Annotated in this window: 12 protein-coding genes; 3 read left to right on the forward strand and 9 right to left on the reverse strand. The window is 52.1% G+C overall.

Features of this window, described 5'->3' with window-relative positions; translation table 11 throughout:
- Nucleotide 1: 1 nt before the first annotated feature.
- The 8 genes from hpaD to MIM_RS09295 form a co-directional block, all read right to left on the reverse strand.
- Nucleotides 2–928, reverse strand: a complete 927-nt coding sequence (gene hpaD, locus MIM_RS09260) for a 3,4-dihydroxyphenylacetate 2,3-dioxygenase (RefSeq protein WP_025372472.1) — start codon at nucleotides 926–928, stop codon at nucleotides 2–4.
- A 47-nt stretch (nucleotides 929–975) separates the two neighbouring features.
- Nucleotides 976–1,950, reverse strand: coding sequence for a tripartite tricarboxylate transporter substrate binding protein (locus MIM_RS09265; protein ID WP_025372473.1), 975 nt, complete (start codon nucleotides 1,948–1,950; stop codon nucleotides 976–978).
- Between the two features lie 78 nt (nucleotides 1,951–2,028).
- Nucleotides 2,029–3,486, reverse strand: coding sequence for a 5-carboxymethyl-2-hydroxymuconate semialdehyde dehydrogenase (gene hpaE, locus MIM_RS09270; protein ID WP_025372474.1), 1,458 nt, complete (start codon nucleotides 3,484–3,486; stop codon nucleotides 2,029–2,031).
- Between the two features lie 29 nt (nucleotides 3,487–3,515).
- Complete coding sequence (locus MIM_RS09275) at nucleotides 3,516–4,493, reverse strand: Bug family tripartite tricarboxylate transporter substrate binding protein (RefSeq protein ID WP_025372475.1); 978 nt, start codon at nucleotides 4,491–4,493, stop codon at nucleotides 3,516–3,518.
- Between the two features lie 51 nt (nucleotides 4,494–4,544).
- Nucleotides 4,545–5,300 (reverse strand): fumarylacetoacetate hydrolase family protein, encoded by a 756-nt coding sequence (locus tag MIM_RS09280; protein WP_025372476.1) that lies wholly within the window; start codon nucleotides 5,298–5,300, stop codon nucleotides 4,545–4,547.
- Nucleotides 5,297–5,974 carry a fumarylacetoacetate hydrolase family protein gene (locus MIM_RS09285; RefSeq protein ID WP_025372477.1) on the reverse strand — a complete coding sequence of 226 codons (678 nt, stop codon included), beginning with the start codon at nucleotides 5,972–5,974 and terminating at the stop codon, nucleotides 5,297–5,299. The genes MIM_RS09280 and MIM_RS09285 overlap by 4 nt, the downstream gene beginning before the upstream one ends.
- 96 nt (nucleotides 5,975–6,070) lie before the next feature.
- Nucleotides 6,071–7,054, reverse strand: coding sequence for a Bug family tripartite tricarboxylate transporter substrate binding protein (locus tag MIM_RS09290; RefSeq protein ID WP_025372478.1), 984 nt, complete (start codon nucleotides 7,052–7,054; stop codon nucleotides 6,071–6,073).
- Nucleotides 7,055–7,324: 270 nt separating this feature from the next.
- The gene (locus tag MIM_RS09295) at nucleotides 7,325–8,275 is read right to left on the reverse strand and encodes a LysR family transcriptional regulator (RefSeq protein ID WP_245592846.1); all 951 of its coding nucleotides are present in this window, start codon (nucleotides 8,273–8,275) and stop codon (nucleotides 7,325–7,327) included.
- 61 nt (nucleotides 8,276–8,336) lie between these two features.
- Between MIM_RS09295 and hisC the strand changes: the two genes are divergently transcribed.
- From hisC to MIM_RS09310, 3 genes are read left to right on the forward strand one after another with little or no spacing between them, the layout of a single operon-like run.
- Entirely contained in the window at nucleotides 8,337–9,467 is a 1,131-nt protein-coding gene (gene hisC, locus MIM_RS09300) for a histidinol-phosphate transaminase (RefSeq protein WP_025372480.1), read from the forward strand.
- A 20-nt stretch (nucleotides 9,468–9,487) separates the two neighbouring features.
- Nucleotides 9,488–11,182, forward strand: a complete 1,695-nt coding sequence (locus MIM_RS09305; protein ID WP_025372481.1) for a thiamine pyrophosphate-dependent enzyme — start codon at nucleotides 9,488–9,490, stop codon at nucleotides 11,180–11,182.
- Nucleotides 11,182–12,600 carry an aldehyde dehydrogenase family protein gene (locus MIM_RS09310; RefSeq protein ID WP_025372482.1) on the forward strand — a complete coding sequence of 473 codons (1,419 nt, stop codon included), beginning with the start codon at nucleotides 11,182–11,184 and terminating at the stop codon, nucleotides 12,598–12,600. The genes MIM_RS09305 and MIM_RS09310 overlap by 1 nt, the downstream gene beginning before the upstream one ends.
- A 252-nt stretch (nucleotides 12,601–12,852) precedes the next feature.
- On the opposite strand, the gene MIM_RS09315 is transcribed toward MIM_RS09310, so the two are convergent.
- Nucleotides 12,853–13,824 carry a Bug family tripartite tricarboxylate transporter substrate binding protein gene (locus tag MIM_RS09315; RefSeq protein WP_042070156.1) on the reverse strand — a complete coding sequence of 324 codons (972 nt, stop codon included), beginning with the start codon at nucleotides 13,822–13,824 and terminating at the stop codon, nucleotides 12,853–12,855.
- Nucleotides 13,825–13,827: the final 3 nt, after the last annotated feature.

The raw sequence follows: 13,827 nt of genomic DNA on the forward strand, positions 1-13,827 counted from the left end.
GTCAGAGTCGGCTGGTCAGTGCGAGGCCCGAGTGATCGGCGCTGGCTTGTGCGGTGGGGATGGCGCGACCATCCTGCGGCGTCACAGGAAAGACTGCGTTCAGCTGCCCGGTGCCGGAGGCGGCGAAATAGGGGGTAAGGACTTCAGCCTGACCATCGTAGGCAGACCAGCCCAGTGCGCCTAGCAGCATTGCAGTGTCGTGCATAAACCCTTCACCGTGTCCTTTGGATGCATATTCGGGCAACATGCCGCAAAACGCCTCCCATTCGGCCGCTTGCCACATGCGTATGACCTGGCGGTCCAGTTGTTCCAGAAACGGGCTCCATATTTTGAAAGCAAAATCGGGCGCCTGACCATTTTGGGCGAAGCGGTGAGATAGCGATCCGCTGGCCAGAATCGCGACGGTGCCGTCATACTCGTCGTCAATGGCGCGGCGGATTGCCCAGCCCAGACGGGCACTATCGTTCAGATAATGTGCCATGCATAAGGCAGAGACCGAGATGACTTTAAAATGTCCGTCGTCATTCATATACCGCATCGGCACGAGCGTGCCGTATTCTGGCCCCAGTGAGGTTGCATCATGCGCCTGAGTAGTTACTCCCAGTTGGTTGGCAGCCTGAGCCAGGAGCCTGCCCAGCTGTGGATTACCTGGAAATTCATAATCCATATTGCTGATAAAATGTGGCAACTCGTTGCTGGTATATAAGCCTTTGAAATGCGGGGCGCAATTGATGTGGTAGTCAGCGTTGACCAGCCAGTGCGTGTCGAATACCACGATGGTATCCACACCCAAGTCACGGCAACGCCTGCCGATTTCCCGCAGACCGTCAATAGCGTCCTGCCGTGTGCCTTTTCGTGGTCCATCCTGTTCACTCAGATACAGGGAGGGAACGTGCGTAATTTTGGCGGCAAGTGCAATTTTTCCCATGGCGATTCCTTATAAAAACATGCATGTGCTATCGATGTAGCGCACACTTAACCCATGCTAATGTTTGCGCGACGGATGATGTCGCTGTATTTTGCTATTTCGCTGTTTACAAATTCGGTAAACTGCGCGACCGATCCTGCTTGCGATACGACGCCGCTTTTGGCAAACACTTCGACCACGTTCGGCGCAGACAGTGCCTTGTTGACTTCAGCGTTAAGGCGCTGCACGATCTCATCGGGCGTGCCAGTGCGGGCCAGCAGTCCCTGCCAGGAGTTCGATTCCAGCGTAACGCCTTGTTCGGCCAGGGTCGGTACATTGGGTGCGAAGCGTGAGCGTTCGCGCGTGGCCATGCCAAGCGCGACCAGCTTGCCATTTTCGATATGACTGCGAAACTCCGACCAGTTACCGAACATCACATTCACCTGGCCGCCCAGTAAATCGACCAGTGCCGGCCCCTGACCTTTGTATGGGACGTGAACCATGTCAATACCCATCATCTGGCACAGTAGCGCGCCCGACAAATGGGCTGACGTACCATTGCCAAATGATGCGTAAGTCAGCGAACCGGGTTTTGCCCGGGCCGCTTTTCCGAGATCGTCCAGGTTTTTCAGGCCAGTATCAGGGTGAGCGGCGAGCACATGCTCGGAAAGCCCCATGAGAGCAACCGGTTGCAAATCTCCGGTGGTATCGTAAGGCAGTGTTTTGATCAGTGTTTTATTCGCTGTAAAGCTGTTGGCGACGCAGACGAAACGGTATCCGTCGGCAGGCTGCTTGACGACTGAGTCAACACCGATCACGGTGCCGGCGCCGGGTTTATTTTCGACGATAACACTCTGGTCGAACTGTCGGGCTAATTCCGTACTGATCAGGCGTGCCACCATATCCGTGGTGCCGCCAGGTGTAAATGGGACGACAATGCGTATGGGTTTTTCCGGCCACGATCCGGACTGGGCCAGGCCGGAACGGCTTGCGGATAAGAACGCTGCGGCTGAGCAGGCCTGTAGAAATTGACGACGTTGCATGAAAGTCTCCGTTTAAGGTATTGGCGCTGCCTTGCTCCAATATAAGGGGACATGGCAGCGTGCTATTGATTTTTTTTGTTATTTGCCCCAATGAGGAATGTGATGTGAACCCATTGATACGGCAATATTTTTGGGCTCCAGAAATACCTCGTAGCTCCAGGTACCGCCTTCACGTCCCACGCCGGAGGCTTTGGACCCCCCAAACGGCTGGCGCAGGTCCCGCACATTCTGACTATTGACGAAGCACATCCCTGCTTCAATGGCTGCCGCCACCCGATGCGCCTTACCGATATTTTCGGTCCATACATAACTGGACAGGCCATAGGCGATGTCATTGGCGATACGGATGGCGTCGGCTTCATCCTTGAAGGGAATCAGGCTGGCTACAGGGCCAAAGATTTCGTCCTGAGCAATTTTCATGCGATTGTCCACATCAGCGAAAACAGTGGGCAACACGAAGTTGCCTTTTTTCACACGATCGGATACTTCAGGCGTATCCAAACCACCACATAGCAGGGTGGCGCCTTCTTTCTGGCCCAGTTCAATATAGCTGCGCACTTTATTCAGATGACCTGGAGAGATCATCGGGCCGACAATAATGTTTTCGTCCAGCGGGTCACCGACCGTGATGCGTTTGGCGCGCGCGACGAATTTCTCTACAAAATCTGCGTAGATGTTTTGTTGCACCAGAATCCTGCTGCCAGCAGTGCAGCGTTCGCCGTTATTGGAGAAGATCATGAATACGGCAGCGTCCAGTGCACGATCCAGATCGGCATCGTCAAAAATAACAAAAGGACTTTTACCCCCCAGCTCCATGCTGAATTTCTTCAGGCCCGATGCCTGCACGATTCGGTTCCCCGTGGCTGTGGAACCAGTGAACGACACGGCTCGTACATCGGGGTGACTGCACAGTGGTTCACCCGCTTCTTTGCCGTAGCCATGCACAATATTGAGTACTCCTGCGGGAATGCCGGCTTCAAGGGCAAGTTCCCCAAGGCGAGATGCCGTCAGTGGCGACAATTCGCTCATCTTCAATACTGCCGTATTACCAAATGCCAGACAGGGGGCAATCTTCCAGGTGGATGTCATGAAGGGCACATTCCATGGGGAGATTAGCGCGCAGACGCCTACCGGATGAAACAAGGTGTAGTTCAGATGTGTCGGTGTTGGATAAGTGTGGCCGTCCACGCGCGTGCACATTTCGGCGAAGTAGTAGAAGTTGTCGGCAGAGCGGGGCACCAGTTGTTTACCGGTCTGATTGATGGTTTGGCCCGTGTCATTGGTTTCGGTCTGGGCAATCTCCGGTACGTATTTTGTAATCAGGTCGCCCAGCTTGCGCATGAGTTTCGCGCGCTCTGTCGCGGGCAGTCTTGCCCACGCCGGGAAAGCGTCTTTGGCTGCCTGAACGGCTGCATTGACCTGTGTCTGGTCACCAGAAGCGACTTGCGCAAGCACGTCCTGCGTGGCCGGATTAATGGTTTCAAAGTAGTCAGTACCGGCAATTGTCCTGCCGTTGATCAGGTGATCGATTTTCATAGTGTGCTCGTTAATAAAGTCTATCGGTTTCAATCCAGGCTGATATTTCGGCTTTTAATCAATGCGTGCCATTTTTTTCGTTCGCTATTAACGTACGAGACCATGTCCTGGGCGTTGGTGGGGCGGGCTTCCCAACCCGAGTCATAAAGTTTTTGGCGCACCTCGGGGTCCCGCATCGCTTCCTGTAATTCTGCGCTCAGCTTTTCCTGCACTGTTGTTGGTGTGGCGGCAGGTACGGCCAGTCCCTGCCAGGTATAGGCCTCAACATTGGCGAAGCCCAGTTCTTTGGCGGTCGGAACGTTAGGCAACTGAGGAATACGTTCGCCCGACATGGCCAGCAACGGTATGACTTTGCCGGCCTTGACTGCGCCGATACCGCTAGGCAGGTCCAGCATCATCAGTGGTACTTGCCCACCCATCAGGTCTTGCAGTGCCTGAGCACCACCTTTGTAGGGTATGTGCAGCATCGAGATACCGGTTTCGCGCTGAAACAGTTCCAGCGCCAGATGGTGTGGACTACCTATGCCAGCTGTGGCAATACTATATTTGTCCGGCGACTTGCGCAGCTCGTTCATCAGTGCGGTGGCGTCAGTCAGCCCCGAGGCGGGGGACGTGGTAATGACCAGCGGAGAGCGGCCCATCATGCCCAGCAGCGCAAAGTCTTTTTGTGGTTCGTAGTTGAGTTTCTTATAGAGCGCGCTGTTGTATACCAGAACGCCATTGTCAGCAGACAAAATGGTGTATCCATCTGCTCGTGCCCGTGCGACGAATTCTGATGCGATGATGGCACCCGCACCTGGACGGTTGTCGACTACAATAGGTTGGGATAACTGCTTAGATAGTTGCGCACCCGTAGTCCGTGCGAGAAAGTCGGTGCCACCGCCAGCAGGATAACCCACCACCCAGCGTAGGGGTTGATTAGGATACGTTTGGGCGGCAGCACCAAAGCTTGCGAAAGTAGTGGTAAGCACCAAGAGGGCGCTGGCAATGTGGAAGGGACGGCTCATGCGTTTTTTCTCCCGTTATTGTGTTTAAGTTTTACAAATGCGTTTGTGAACTCAGGCTTCAACCAGAGTGTTAATGAGAGTGCCTATGCTGTCGATCTCGGTTTCAACAACATCGCCAATATTCACGTTGACCACACCGTCTGGCGTACCGGTCAGGATGACGTCGCCGGGCTGTAGTGTCATAAAGCCACTCAGGTACTCGATCAGTTCTGGAACTCGGTGAATCATGTCGCTGGTGCTGCCGCTTTGCGTAACCTGGCCGTTAACTCGCGTACGTAATCCCAATGCGTGAGGATCAGGCACATCGGCGGCGTCGACCAGCCAGGGACCAATTACGGTGCAGGCGTCCCGGTTCTTTACTCGAAGGTTCGGGCGGTAGAAGTTTTCCAGATAATCACGGATGGCATAGTCGTTGCTAACTGTATAGCCCAACACATAATCCATGGCATCCGCTGCCTTGATCCGCTTTGCCTCGCGCCCGATAACGACTGCCAGCTCGCATTCATAGTGCATGAAGGTCGCGTCACTAGGGCGGGGCGTTTGTCCGCGATGGCCGACCAGAGAGTTAGGGCCTTTAAGGAAAACCAAGGGTGCGTCTTTAGTGGTGACGGTCAGTTCCTTTGATAGTTCCTTAACGTGATCCGCATAGTTCAGGCCAAGTGCGATAATGGTGCCGAAGGCTACCGGAGGCAGCCACTGCACTTCTGTTGCAGCCAATTGACGTCCATCCTGCAGTCGAACTGATCCGCTATCTCCCTCAGTGACAGTGACGGTTTTCCCTTCAAAGAGAATGCGTCCGTGTTTCATGCCAGCACCTCCTCTGCCACGCTGTGATTCAATTGGCCCAGGTTGGGCACGGTGATAGTGATTCGGTCTCCCGGACGGGCATTGGGCGATCCTTCTCCCGGACCCAGCAGCAGGACGTCGCCGGCAGTGAGCGTCATGAATTCGGTCACATCGACAATAAGTTGCGCTGCTGGGCGTATCAGCGTAGCGAAGCTTCGCTCGTAAACAGGCTGATCATTAACACTGACTGACAGGCTAGCCTGGTCCGGAGAAAATCCCTCGGTCAAGGCAAACATGCGACTCATCGGGCAGAAGCCGTCACGGTTGCGTTGTACGATCGCAGGGCGATAATAATTCTCATGAGGAAGTGTCAGATCGCTGACGATAATAAAGCCTGCGACAAAAGTCATAGCCTCACTGACCGATACGCGTGTGGCGTTACGGCCGATCACCAGGCCGAGAGTTGCATCGACGCGAACCAGAGCCGGATCGCTGGGGATGGACACAACGCTTCCGTCGCCAGCAAAGGTATTACGCGGCTTGATGTACAGTACAGGCGCCTTTGGAGCCGCCCTGTACGGCGGACTGTCAAATTGTGACGCCAGGCGTTCGATGGTGGCGCGATCGTTGAGCAACGTGCCGTATACGGTGCCTAAACGCAAATCTTTACTAAGAAATGAGTATTGTGCTTGCATGATTTATTTATTTAACATGTGAATAATTAACATGTTAAATAAATTGAAGTGGCTGTGATATTAGGGTTTACGCTGATTTAATAGGGCGACCGCATTTCAGGGTTTGAAGCCGGACTCCTGGATCGTCGGCGCCCATGATTTAAGTTCCTGGTCCTGGAGTTTTTTGAAATCCGGGCTTGAGAGATAGGCAGGTTGGATAACCAATTGATTTAATTTCTTTACAAATTCGGCGTCTGTCATCGTTTTGCCCAAGGCTTCATCGAGTTTGTGCACGACAGCAGGATCCGTTGCGGCGGGTACGTAGGCGCCATACCAGCCTTCTACATTTAAACCTTTGACCCCCTGTTCTTCCAACGTTGGAATTTCCGGAGCAAGTGCGTAGCGTTGTTGACTAAAAAGTCCCAGAATTCTTAGATTGCCGGCTTTGAATTGCTCATGGTGATCTATTAGTGTGTCGATGCCTGCGACGATATGGTCACCCAAAATACCATTTATCAAGGGTGATCCGCCATTGAAGGCGACGTGAGTCCAGTTTACGTTTGCTGCTTTACCGTAGAGTAATCCTGAAAAATGAGCCATTCCGCCAGCGGAAGACGAGCCATAATTCGATTGTTCAGGATGATTTTGCAGCCATTGATTCAGGTCAGCTACATTTTTTATGTCCGATTTTGCGTTGACCGACAGGGCAAACGGATAAGATGCGAGCCGCGATACCGGAGTGAAATCTTTGGTAATGTCATATGTGAGTTTGCCGTCATACACTAATGTCTGAATAGTCGTGAGTGCGTTTGGTGCAATCATCACCACGCTCCCGTCGGTCGAAGCATGTTTGGTTGTTCCGGCTGCAATTCGACCTCCCGCACCTGGCCGGTTTTCAATGATGACATTTTTACCCAGAGTTTTTGATAGAGGCTGGGCAAGCAAACGGGCAACGATATCCACGCTACCGCCCGGCGGATATCCGACAATCAATTTAATAGTTTCGGGTAAATTCGGTTCTTCGGCATGGGCCGGAGTTATGTTCAGCGTTGTGATGGCGATTGCCCAGCGCATCCAAAAAGTTGTGCCTGTTTTGTACATGTTCCTTGTCTCCTGTGTCTGGATTTTTGTTTGGAATTGAAAAGGCCATTCTTTATTTTTTAATTTACTGGTCAATTCGGATTCAGCAATCGTGAACACCAACTGGAATCACCTGGATGATGAGCAGTCATGCCAGTCTGAAATTGTCCGCTTTATAACAGAGAGAACCGTGCAGCTTCTTTAATGTGGACTATTGTTTCTATTGAAAATACAGGCAAATTTTGAGGATATGACAGTTGCAATGGGCGGTTTGTCTTTTTGCTGACTCAATCAGGATAGTTGCAGGAGGCGCGAAAACGACTTGAGCATGGAAACCAGTTGTACTGCTTCCTTGCTGAGCCTTCGTCCTGCTTTGTAAATAATGCCCATTTCATAGTGAAATTGCAGCTGCTCTTTCACATTAATAGCACTTAATGAGTGAGCCGCCAAAGGATGATTCAGCAATGCAACTGGTAATCTTGCAACGCAATCAGATTCAAGAAGCATGGACATAGCACCGAACAAAGAATCCGAGACTGCCGCAATTCGTGGCCTTCCAAGACGTTGCCCCAGAAAGAGTTCCTGCACGCTTTCATCGAGTTGGGCTGATCTGGCAGGGTCACCAACGACGACCCATTCACAGTGCGCGAGCTCGTGTATGGAAGTCGCGTATTGCAATGGATGGCCTTTTCTGGCGACGATGACTGCCGATGATTTATAAAGTACATCAACGCGCAAGTCGCGCGAATCCAGGTTGTCCGGAATGCGTGTTACTGCTATGTCCAGGCGATTATCCCGAATTGCAGCGACCAGTTCGGACGCGGCCCGTCGGGTCAGGTGGATTGTCGCGTCCGGAAATGCAGCCCTGAAATCTTTAAGCACTACAGGTGCCAGACGCAACGATGGGTCGATGGAAACCCCCAGCTTGACCTGAACCGGTATTGGATTTTTCAAACTATGCAGCCATTCCTCTGCACGATTTGTTTCCATGAGAATCGCTCTTGCATGATCCACGAATATTTCCCCTTCCGGCGTTAACACAATTCCCTTCGCGGTTCGTTGCAATAGTGAAACGCCATACTCTTCTTCCAATCTTGACAGGCTTTTGGTGAGGCCAGCCTGTGAGACATTCAGCGCGCGAGCGGCCGCGCGGTAACCGCCGTTGGAAACCACGGCAAGAAGATCATTTAATTGTTGTAATGTCATCATGTGGATTGGAGTTAGTTGCAGGGTGATTTCCATAAGTTATCACGAACAAGTATAGACGCTGTTCAAAATTAAATATTACAAGCATCATATGCTTATGAAAAATCCTACCGATACTATCACTTATCCCGCACATATTGCGCCCCTCAATCCTTACATCCCCGGTGTGCCGATTGCAGATCTGGCTCGCCGCAAAAAAATAGATCCTGGAAAAATTGCAAAGCTGGCTTCCAATGAGAATCCGCTAGGCCCCAGCCCGGCTGCACTGCAGGCACTGGCTGCAAAAAACATTGATTTTTCCCGATATCCGGATAACAACTGCACCGAACTGGTTAGCGCTCTGGCATTATTTCATGACGTGCCTGAAGAATGGATTGTGATCGGAGCCGGATCTGAGAGCGTGATTGCCAATACGGTTGCAACAGTACTTGCAGAGGGTCGCAAGACCGCTTATTCACAATTTTCATTTCAGGCATATATCAACGCCGCGCAAAAGGTGGGGGCGCAACATATTGTGGTTCCTTCACCTGAGTTCGTTGTGGATCTTGATGCTCTATATAGCGTAGTAGATCAGGATCCCTCACTTATTTATATTGCCAATCCCGGCAATCCGACGGGTACATGCTTGAATCCGGGTGACCTGATGGACTTCATGAGCAAAATACCCAAACATATTGTGGTGTTGCTGGACGAAGCCTATTTCGAATTTTTGCCGGATTCATTTCGACCCGACTCCATTGTCTGGGTAAGACTCTTTCCCAATCTGATCATTACCAGAACCTTCTCCAAAGCATATGGATTAGCCGGTTTGCGCATAGGCTATGGCATTGCTCAGCAAGGCTTAGCCGATATGTTGAGGCGAGTCCGTCCGCCATTTACGGTTTCGGAATCGGCTCAGATCGCTGCGATCGCAGCGTTGCAGGATACGACATTTCTTGAAAACACGCTGAGGATCAATCAGGAGAGCAAGAGTCTGCTTACCGACGGTTTGCGTGCCAGAGGGTATAGATACCTGGAGTCTGAAACGAATTTTTTGCTGGTTAACGTAGGCGACGGTGTGGCCTGGACACGTGCAATGGAAAAGCACGGGCTGATCGTACGTCCTGTTAATTCATATGGATTACCGGCATGGGTACGAATCAGTCTTGGTATGCCGGATGAAATGCGAAGACTGTTTGATGCTATGGATACATTTACACCGAACTCCGTAGAGGACGTTTCCCTTTAATTATTTCACCAACAACAAATATGAACGAGACACAAACTATCACCGGCGGGCAAGCGCTGGTATCCAATCTGATCAACAAGCAAGTTGAAGACCTGTTTATGATCCCAGGCATTCAGCTGGACTGGGCGGTTGATGCCCTCAGACAACGCAGTGATGCTGTACGCCTCTATATTCCCCGGCACGAACAGACTACCACCTACATGGCAGACGGCTACTACCGGGCAACTGGAAAAGTTGGTGCTGCGATGGTGGTTCCCGGCCCTGGTGCGCTGAATGCCGGTGCAGGTTTGGCAACCGCTTACGCCTCAAATTCCAAAGTCCTGTTCATTACGGGGCAAATACATTCTTCGGGTATCGGCAAGGGCTGCGGTCTTCTGCATGAGATCAAGGATCAGACTGGCTTCGTGCGTGGCCTGACCAAATGGAATCATTTAGTCTCTTCGGCACAAGACATTGCACCGTCAGTTGATCAGGCATTTCATCAATTGCAATCTGGTCGCCCACGCCCCGTAGGGCTTGAAATTCCACATGATTTCCTGAGCGAGCGATTATCCGGGCAATTCGAATCGGATACCGCGCCGTTGCCATTGCAGTCAACGTGCCTGGAAGAGAGTTTCGTATCCGAGCTGGATCAGGCCGCACAACTGATAGATCAGGCACGTTTTCCGGTGATCTATGTTGGAGGAGGTATCATTTCCAGTAATGCGACTGAAGAATTAGCAGTGTTGGCCAATAAAATTCATGCACCGGTAGTCATGAGTGATAATGGCCGGGGAGCATTGAGTGACAGACATCCACTGGCGATGAATGCCTTAGCAGGCCGCGCTGTCTTCCAACATGCAGATGTGGTTCTGGTTATTGGTAGCCGGTTTGTTGACGCCTTGACGCCTACCTTATCCTGGCCAGCAGGACGTATTCGCTTTATCCATATCAATATTGATGCCGACGATCTTGGATCGCCCCGTACGCCTGAGATTGCCATTGCCGCTGATGCTGCACTGGTGTTACCGATATTGTGTGAGCGTGTTACGTCTCGCATGGTGATCTCAGCCGAGAAAGCGCAGGATGTGAAAGCCTGGGCGCAAAGGCAGATCGATCAGATTGAACCACAAGCGTCATATATAAGAGCCTTGAGACAAGCCATTCCAGAAGACGGTATTTTTGTGAATGAGTTGACGCAGGTTGGATATTTGGCCCGTATCGCATATCCGGTCTACGAATCCCGCAGTTATATCGGTCCAGGATATCAAGGAACCCTGGGCTACGGTTTTCCCGTAGCTCTGGGCGCTGCTGTGGGAGCCAAAGGTCGTCGCGTAGTGTCCATTACCGGAGATGGCGGCTTCGGCTGGAATCTGCAGGAGCTTGCTACGGCACAGCGATACAAGTTGCCAATTACATTGATCGTATTCAATGACGGCCATTATGGAAATGTACGAGCCATTCAGAAGCGGGAGTTCGGCGCCGAGGTCGCTGTCGATTTGGCCAATCCCGATTTCGGTCTGCTTGCCAGAGCATTTGGTGTTGCATTCGAATCTGTCGATACACCCGAAGCGTTGAGTGGCGCGGTAAGGCAGGCTAATTCACATGATGGGCCTGTCATGATCGAAGTTAAAATCGGCGTCGTACCCAGCCCCTGGCATCTGCTGCGGTTGCAACCAATGAAAGGCATGACGGGTCCTGCAGCACCGGTAAATCCCTTGGGTGAGGTGGTCTGATGTACTTATACAGCAAATTCTATTCTGATGGCGAATTTAAATCCGCTACCGGTGCGATACATTTAGATGTTGTCAATCCATCCACGGGCCAGAAAATAGCAGATGTCGCGACATGCTCGTCTATTGATGTTGAGCAGGCAGTGCAAAGCGCCCGTAGAGGCTTCGAAGTATGGTCCAAATCCAGTGTTGCTGAGCGCAGACGGGTCCTGTATGAGCTGCGAGACCAGATCACTGCAGCAGCTGACCGAGCCGTATTGTTGCTTGCCCAGGAAATGGGATGCCCGGTATGGCTCGGGAAGAATATGCAGTTGCCCATGGCGCTGAAGGGATTGGAACTCGCTGCTGAGGGATTGGATCAAATAAAGTGGCAAGAAAAAATCGGAAATGGCATCGTCGAAAAAGTTCCCTGCGGTGTCGTCGTTGCTATAACGCCCTGGAATTTTCCATTCCATCAGATTGTGGCTAAAGTAGCTGCGGCTATCGCAGCAGGTTGCGCAGTCGTCTTGAAGCCAAGCGAAGTCGCGCCGGGAGCGGCACAGGTTTTCATGGAAGCGGTAAATGCGGCTGGTATTCCGGCTGGCGTAGTCAATCTCGTGTGGGGCGGCCCGGCAGTAGGCGAGCAACTGGTGACCCATCCACTTGTCGATCGCATCAGTTTTACTGGCTCCACGCAAGTGGGCAGGCGTATTATGGCGAGCGCCGCAGAGGGCATCAAACCCGTCACGCTGGAACTTGGTGGCAAATCGGCTGCTATCCTTCTTGATGACGCAGATATAGAGAAATCTGTTGCGTCGGTCACGCGGTTGTCTCTCGCTAATTCCGGGCAAGCCTGCGTGAGCCAATCCAGACTGATTGCTCCACGACACCGAGTGACCGACATTATAGACCATTGGCGCGCTTGTGCTTCCCAATGGCCTTTAGGTAATCCGACGGACGAGACCACTCGTTTAGGGCCTGTTGCAACGTCGATGCAGCATGCGCGCGTGCTTGGCATGATTGAGTTTGCTCAAAATCGGGGAGCGGCTTTGGTCGCCGGTGGAATCGACAGGCCCGTGTCACTCAATCAAGGTTTTTACGTACAGCCAACACTTCTAGCCAATGTATCGCAGGATATGGAGATTGCCCAGGAAGAAATTTTTGGGCCGGTTCTGGCGATAATGCCTTACGACACTGAAGATCAGGCCATTGATATTGCAAACTCGACGCGATATGGCTTATCCGGGGCAGTATGGTCGCGTGACGCCGAGCATGCATTGGCGGTTGCCCGACGCATGAAAACCGGACAGGTTGTGATCAACGGGGCTACTCAAAATCTGGCAACACCATTCGGTGGTTGCGGTTGGTCCGGTTTTGGCCGGGAGAATGGACGTTTTGGTATAGAGGAGATGTTGAACTATCGATCCTTGCATTCTGCCTGACACAGCAAAGGTTGTTGAATCAGGACTTGTGCCGGATTGTGGAGAAGTAATAGCGGACTGCGCAGGCAGATTCCGCTAAAGGCATTGTCGGGTCATATTATTTTGCCCGTGCGTGTTGGCCGATTTTTAGCGATGAAGGTACTGAGGTGCCTTGCATTCGCAAGGCGTGTTTGGATACCTTCCGATATATGCGATCTGGCAGAATCCGCTTGACTGGTGGATAACTGTCAGATCTTGCCCGATTATGTCAATCTATTTTTCAGATGGCGGCATTTCCTTTATGACCTGCGCCCACTTATCGGACTCCTGGGTAATGAAGGATTGGAACGATTTTGCGTCCGCAAATGCCGGTTCAACGGCAATTTTGACAAATTGACTCTGCAGTGAAGGATTGGCTATCGCCTCACTTACCGCGTAAGACAATTTGTCGCGAATCGCAACTGGTGTTTTTGCCGGAACAAATAATCCCATCCACCCGGATGCTGAATAGCCCTTAATTCCGGCTTCGTCAATAGTGGGTATGTCCGGCGCGACTTTACTGCGACTGGCGCTTGTCACTCCCAGGGCTGTTAGCTTTCCGGCTCTGATGTGCGGATAGGCTGAGGTCAGATCAACGACGGCGGCCGGAATATAACCGCCCAGCAGATCGGTAACCGCAGGGCCGCTGCCTTTATAAGGTACTGCCAATAACTGTACCTGAGCCATGTTTGCAAGCAATTGGCCGGCAAGATGCTGGGATGTGTACTGGCCTGCATGTCCAAATGAAACAGTACCTGGGGAGCTACGCGCAGCCTTCAGCAATGCCTGTAAATTGGGATATCCGTTGGAAACATTGGAAACCAGAACCAGCGGAATATCTGCCAGTTTTGCAACCGGAGCGAGATCTCGCTCGGGCTTCAGGGGAGGCGCGTCCGGCAGATGAGGGCTGACGGCGATCGCGCCAGTAGCACCCAGGCCAATTGCGTAGCCATCGGCGGGCATTTTCGAGAGCGCCATCAGACCAAGCGATCCACCCGCTCCTGGTTTATTTTCCACGACTACAGGTTGACCCAGGCTGGAAGAGAGTTCGCGACCGACTGCTCTTGCAATCAGATCAGCAGATGCGCCAGGCGCAAACGGAACAATGAGTGTAATGGGCTTTTCAGGATAGCTCTGGGCCGTTGCGCCATGTGACACAACGGCAAGGCTTGCGCCTAGCACAGCACGGAATAGGGAAGTGAACATTAT

The sequence above is a fragment of the Advenella mimigardefordensis DPN7 genome, from assembly GCF_000521505.1.
Taxonomy (GTDB): Bacteria; Pseudomonadota; Gammaproteobacteria; order Burkholderiales; family Burkholderiaceae_B; genus Advenella; species Advenella mimigardefordensis.

Excerpts from the sequence above, each read along its gene's own strand:
- hpaE (WP_025372474.1), bottom strand. The coding sequence starts at position 3,486 with ATGAAAATCGATCACCTGATCAACGGCAGGACAATTGCCGGTACTGAC.
- MIM_RS09310 (WP_025372482.1), top strand. The coding sequence starts at position 11,182 with ATGTACTTATACAGCAAATTCTATTCTGATGGCGAATTTAAATCCGCT.
- hisC (WP_025372480.1), top strand. The coding sequence starts at position 8,337 with ATGAAAAATCCTACCGATACTATCACTTATCCCGCACATATTGCGCCC.
- MIM_RS09290 (WP_025372478.1), bottom strand. The coding sequence starts at position 7,054 with ATGTACAAAACAGGCACAACTTTTTGGATGCGCTGGGCAATCGCCATC.
- MIM_RS09305 (WP_025372481.1), top strand. The coding sequence starts at position 9,488 with ATGAACGAGACACAAACTATCACCGGCGGGCAAGCGCTGGTATCCAAT.
- MIM_RS09280 (WP_025372476.1), bottom strand. The coding sequence starts at position 5,300 with ATGAAACACGGACGCATTCTCTTTGAAGGGAAAACCGTCACTGTCACT.
- hpaD (WP_025372472.1), bottom strand. The coding sequence starts at position 928 with ATGGGAAAAATTGCACTTGCCGCCAAAATTACGCACGTTCCCTCCCTG.
- MIM_RS09275 (WP_025372475.1), bottom strand. The coding sequence starts at position 4,493 with ATGAGCCGTCCCTTCCACATTGCCAGCGCCCTCTTGGTGCTTACCACT.
- MIM_RS09265 (WP_025372473.1), bottom strand. The coding sequence starts at position 1,950 with ATGCAACGTCGTCAATTTCTACAGGCCTGCTCAGCCGCAGCGTTCTTA.
- MIM_RS09315 (WP_042070156.1), bottom strand. The coding sequence starts at position 13,824 with ATGTTCACTTCCCTATTCCGTGCTGTGCTAGGCGCAAGCCTTGCCGTT.
- MIM_RS09285 (WP_025372477.1), bottom strand. The coding sequence starts at position 5,974 with ATGCAAGCACAATACTCATTTCTTAGTAAAGATTTGCGTTTAGGCACC.
- MIM_RS09295 (WP_245592846.1), bottom strand. The coding sequence starts at position 8,275 with ATGGAAATCACCCTGCAACTAACTCCAATCCACATGATGACATTACAA.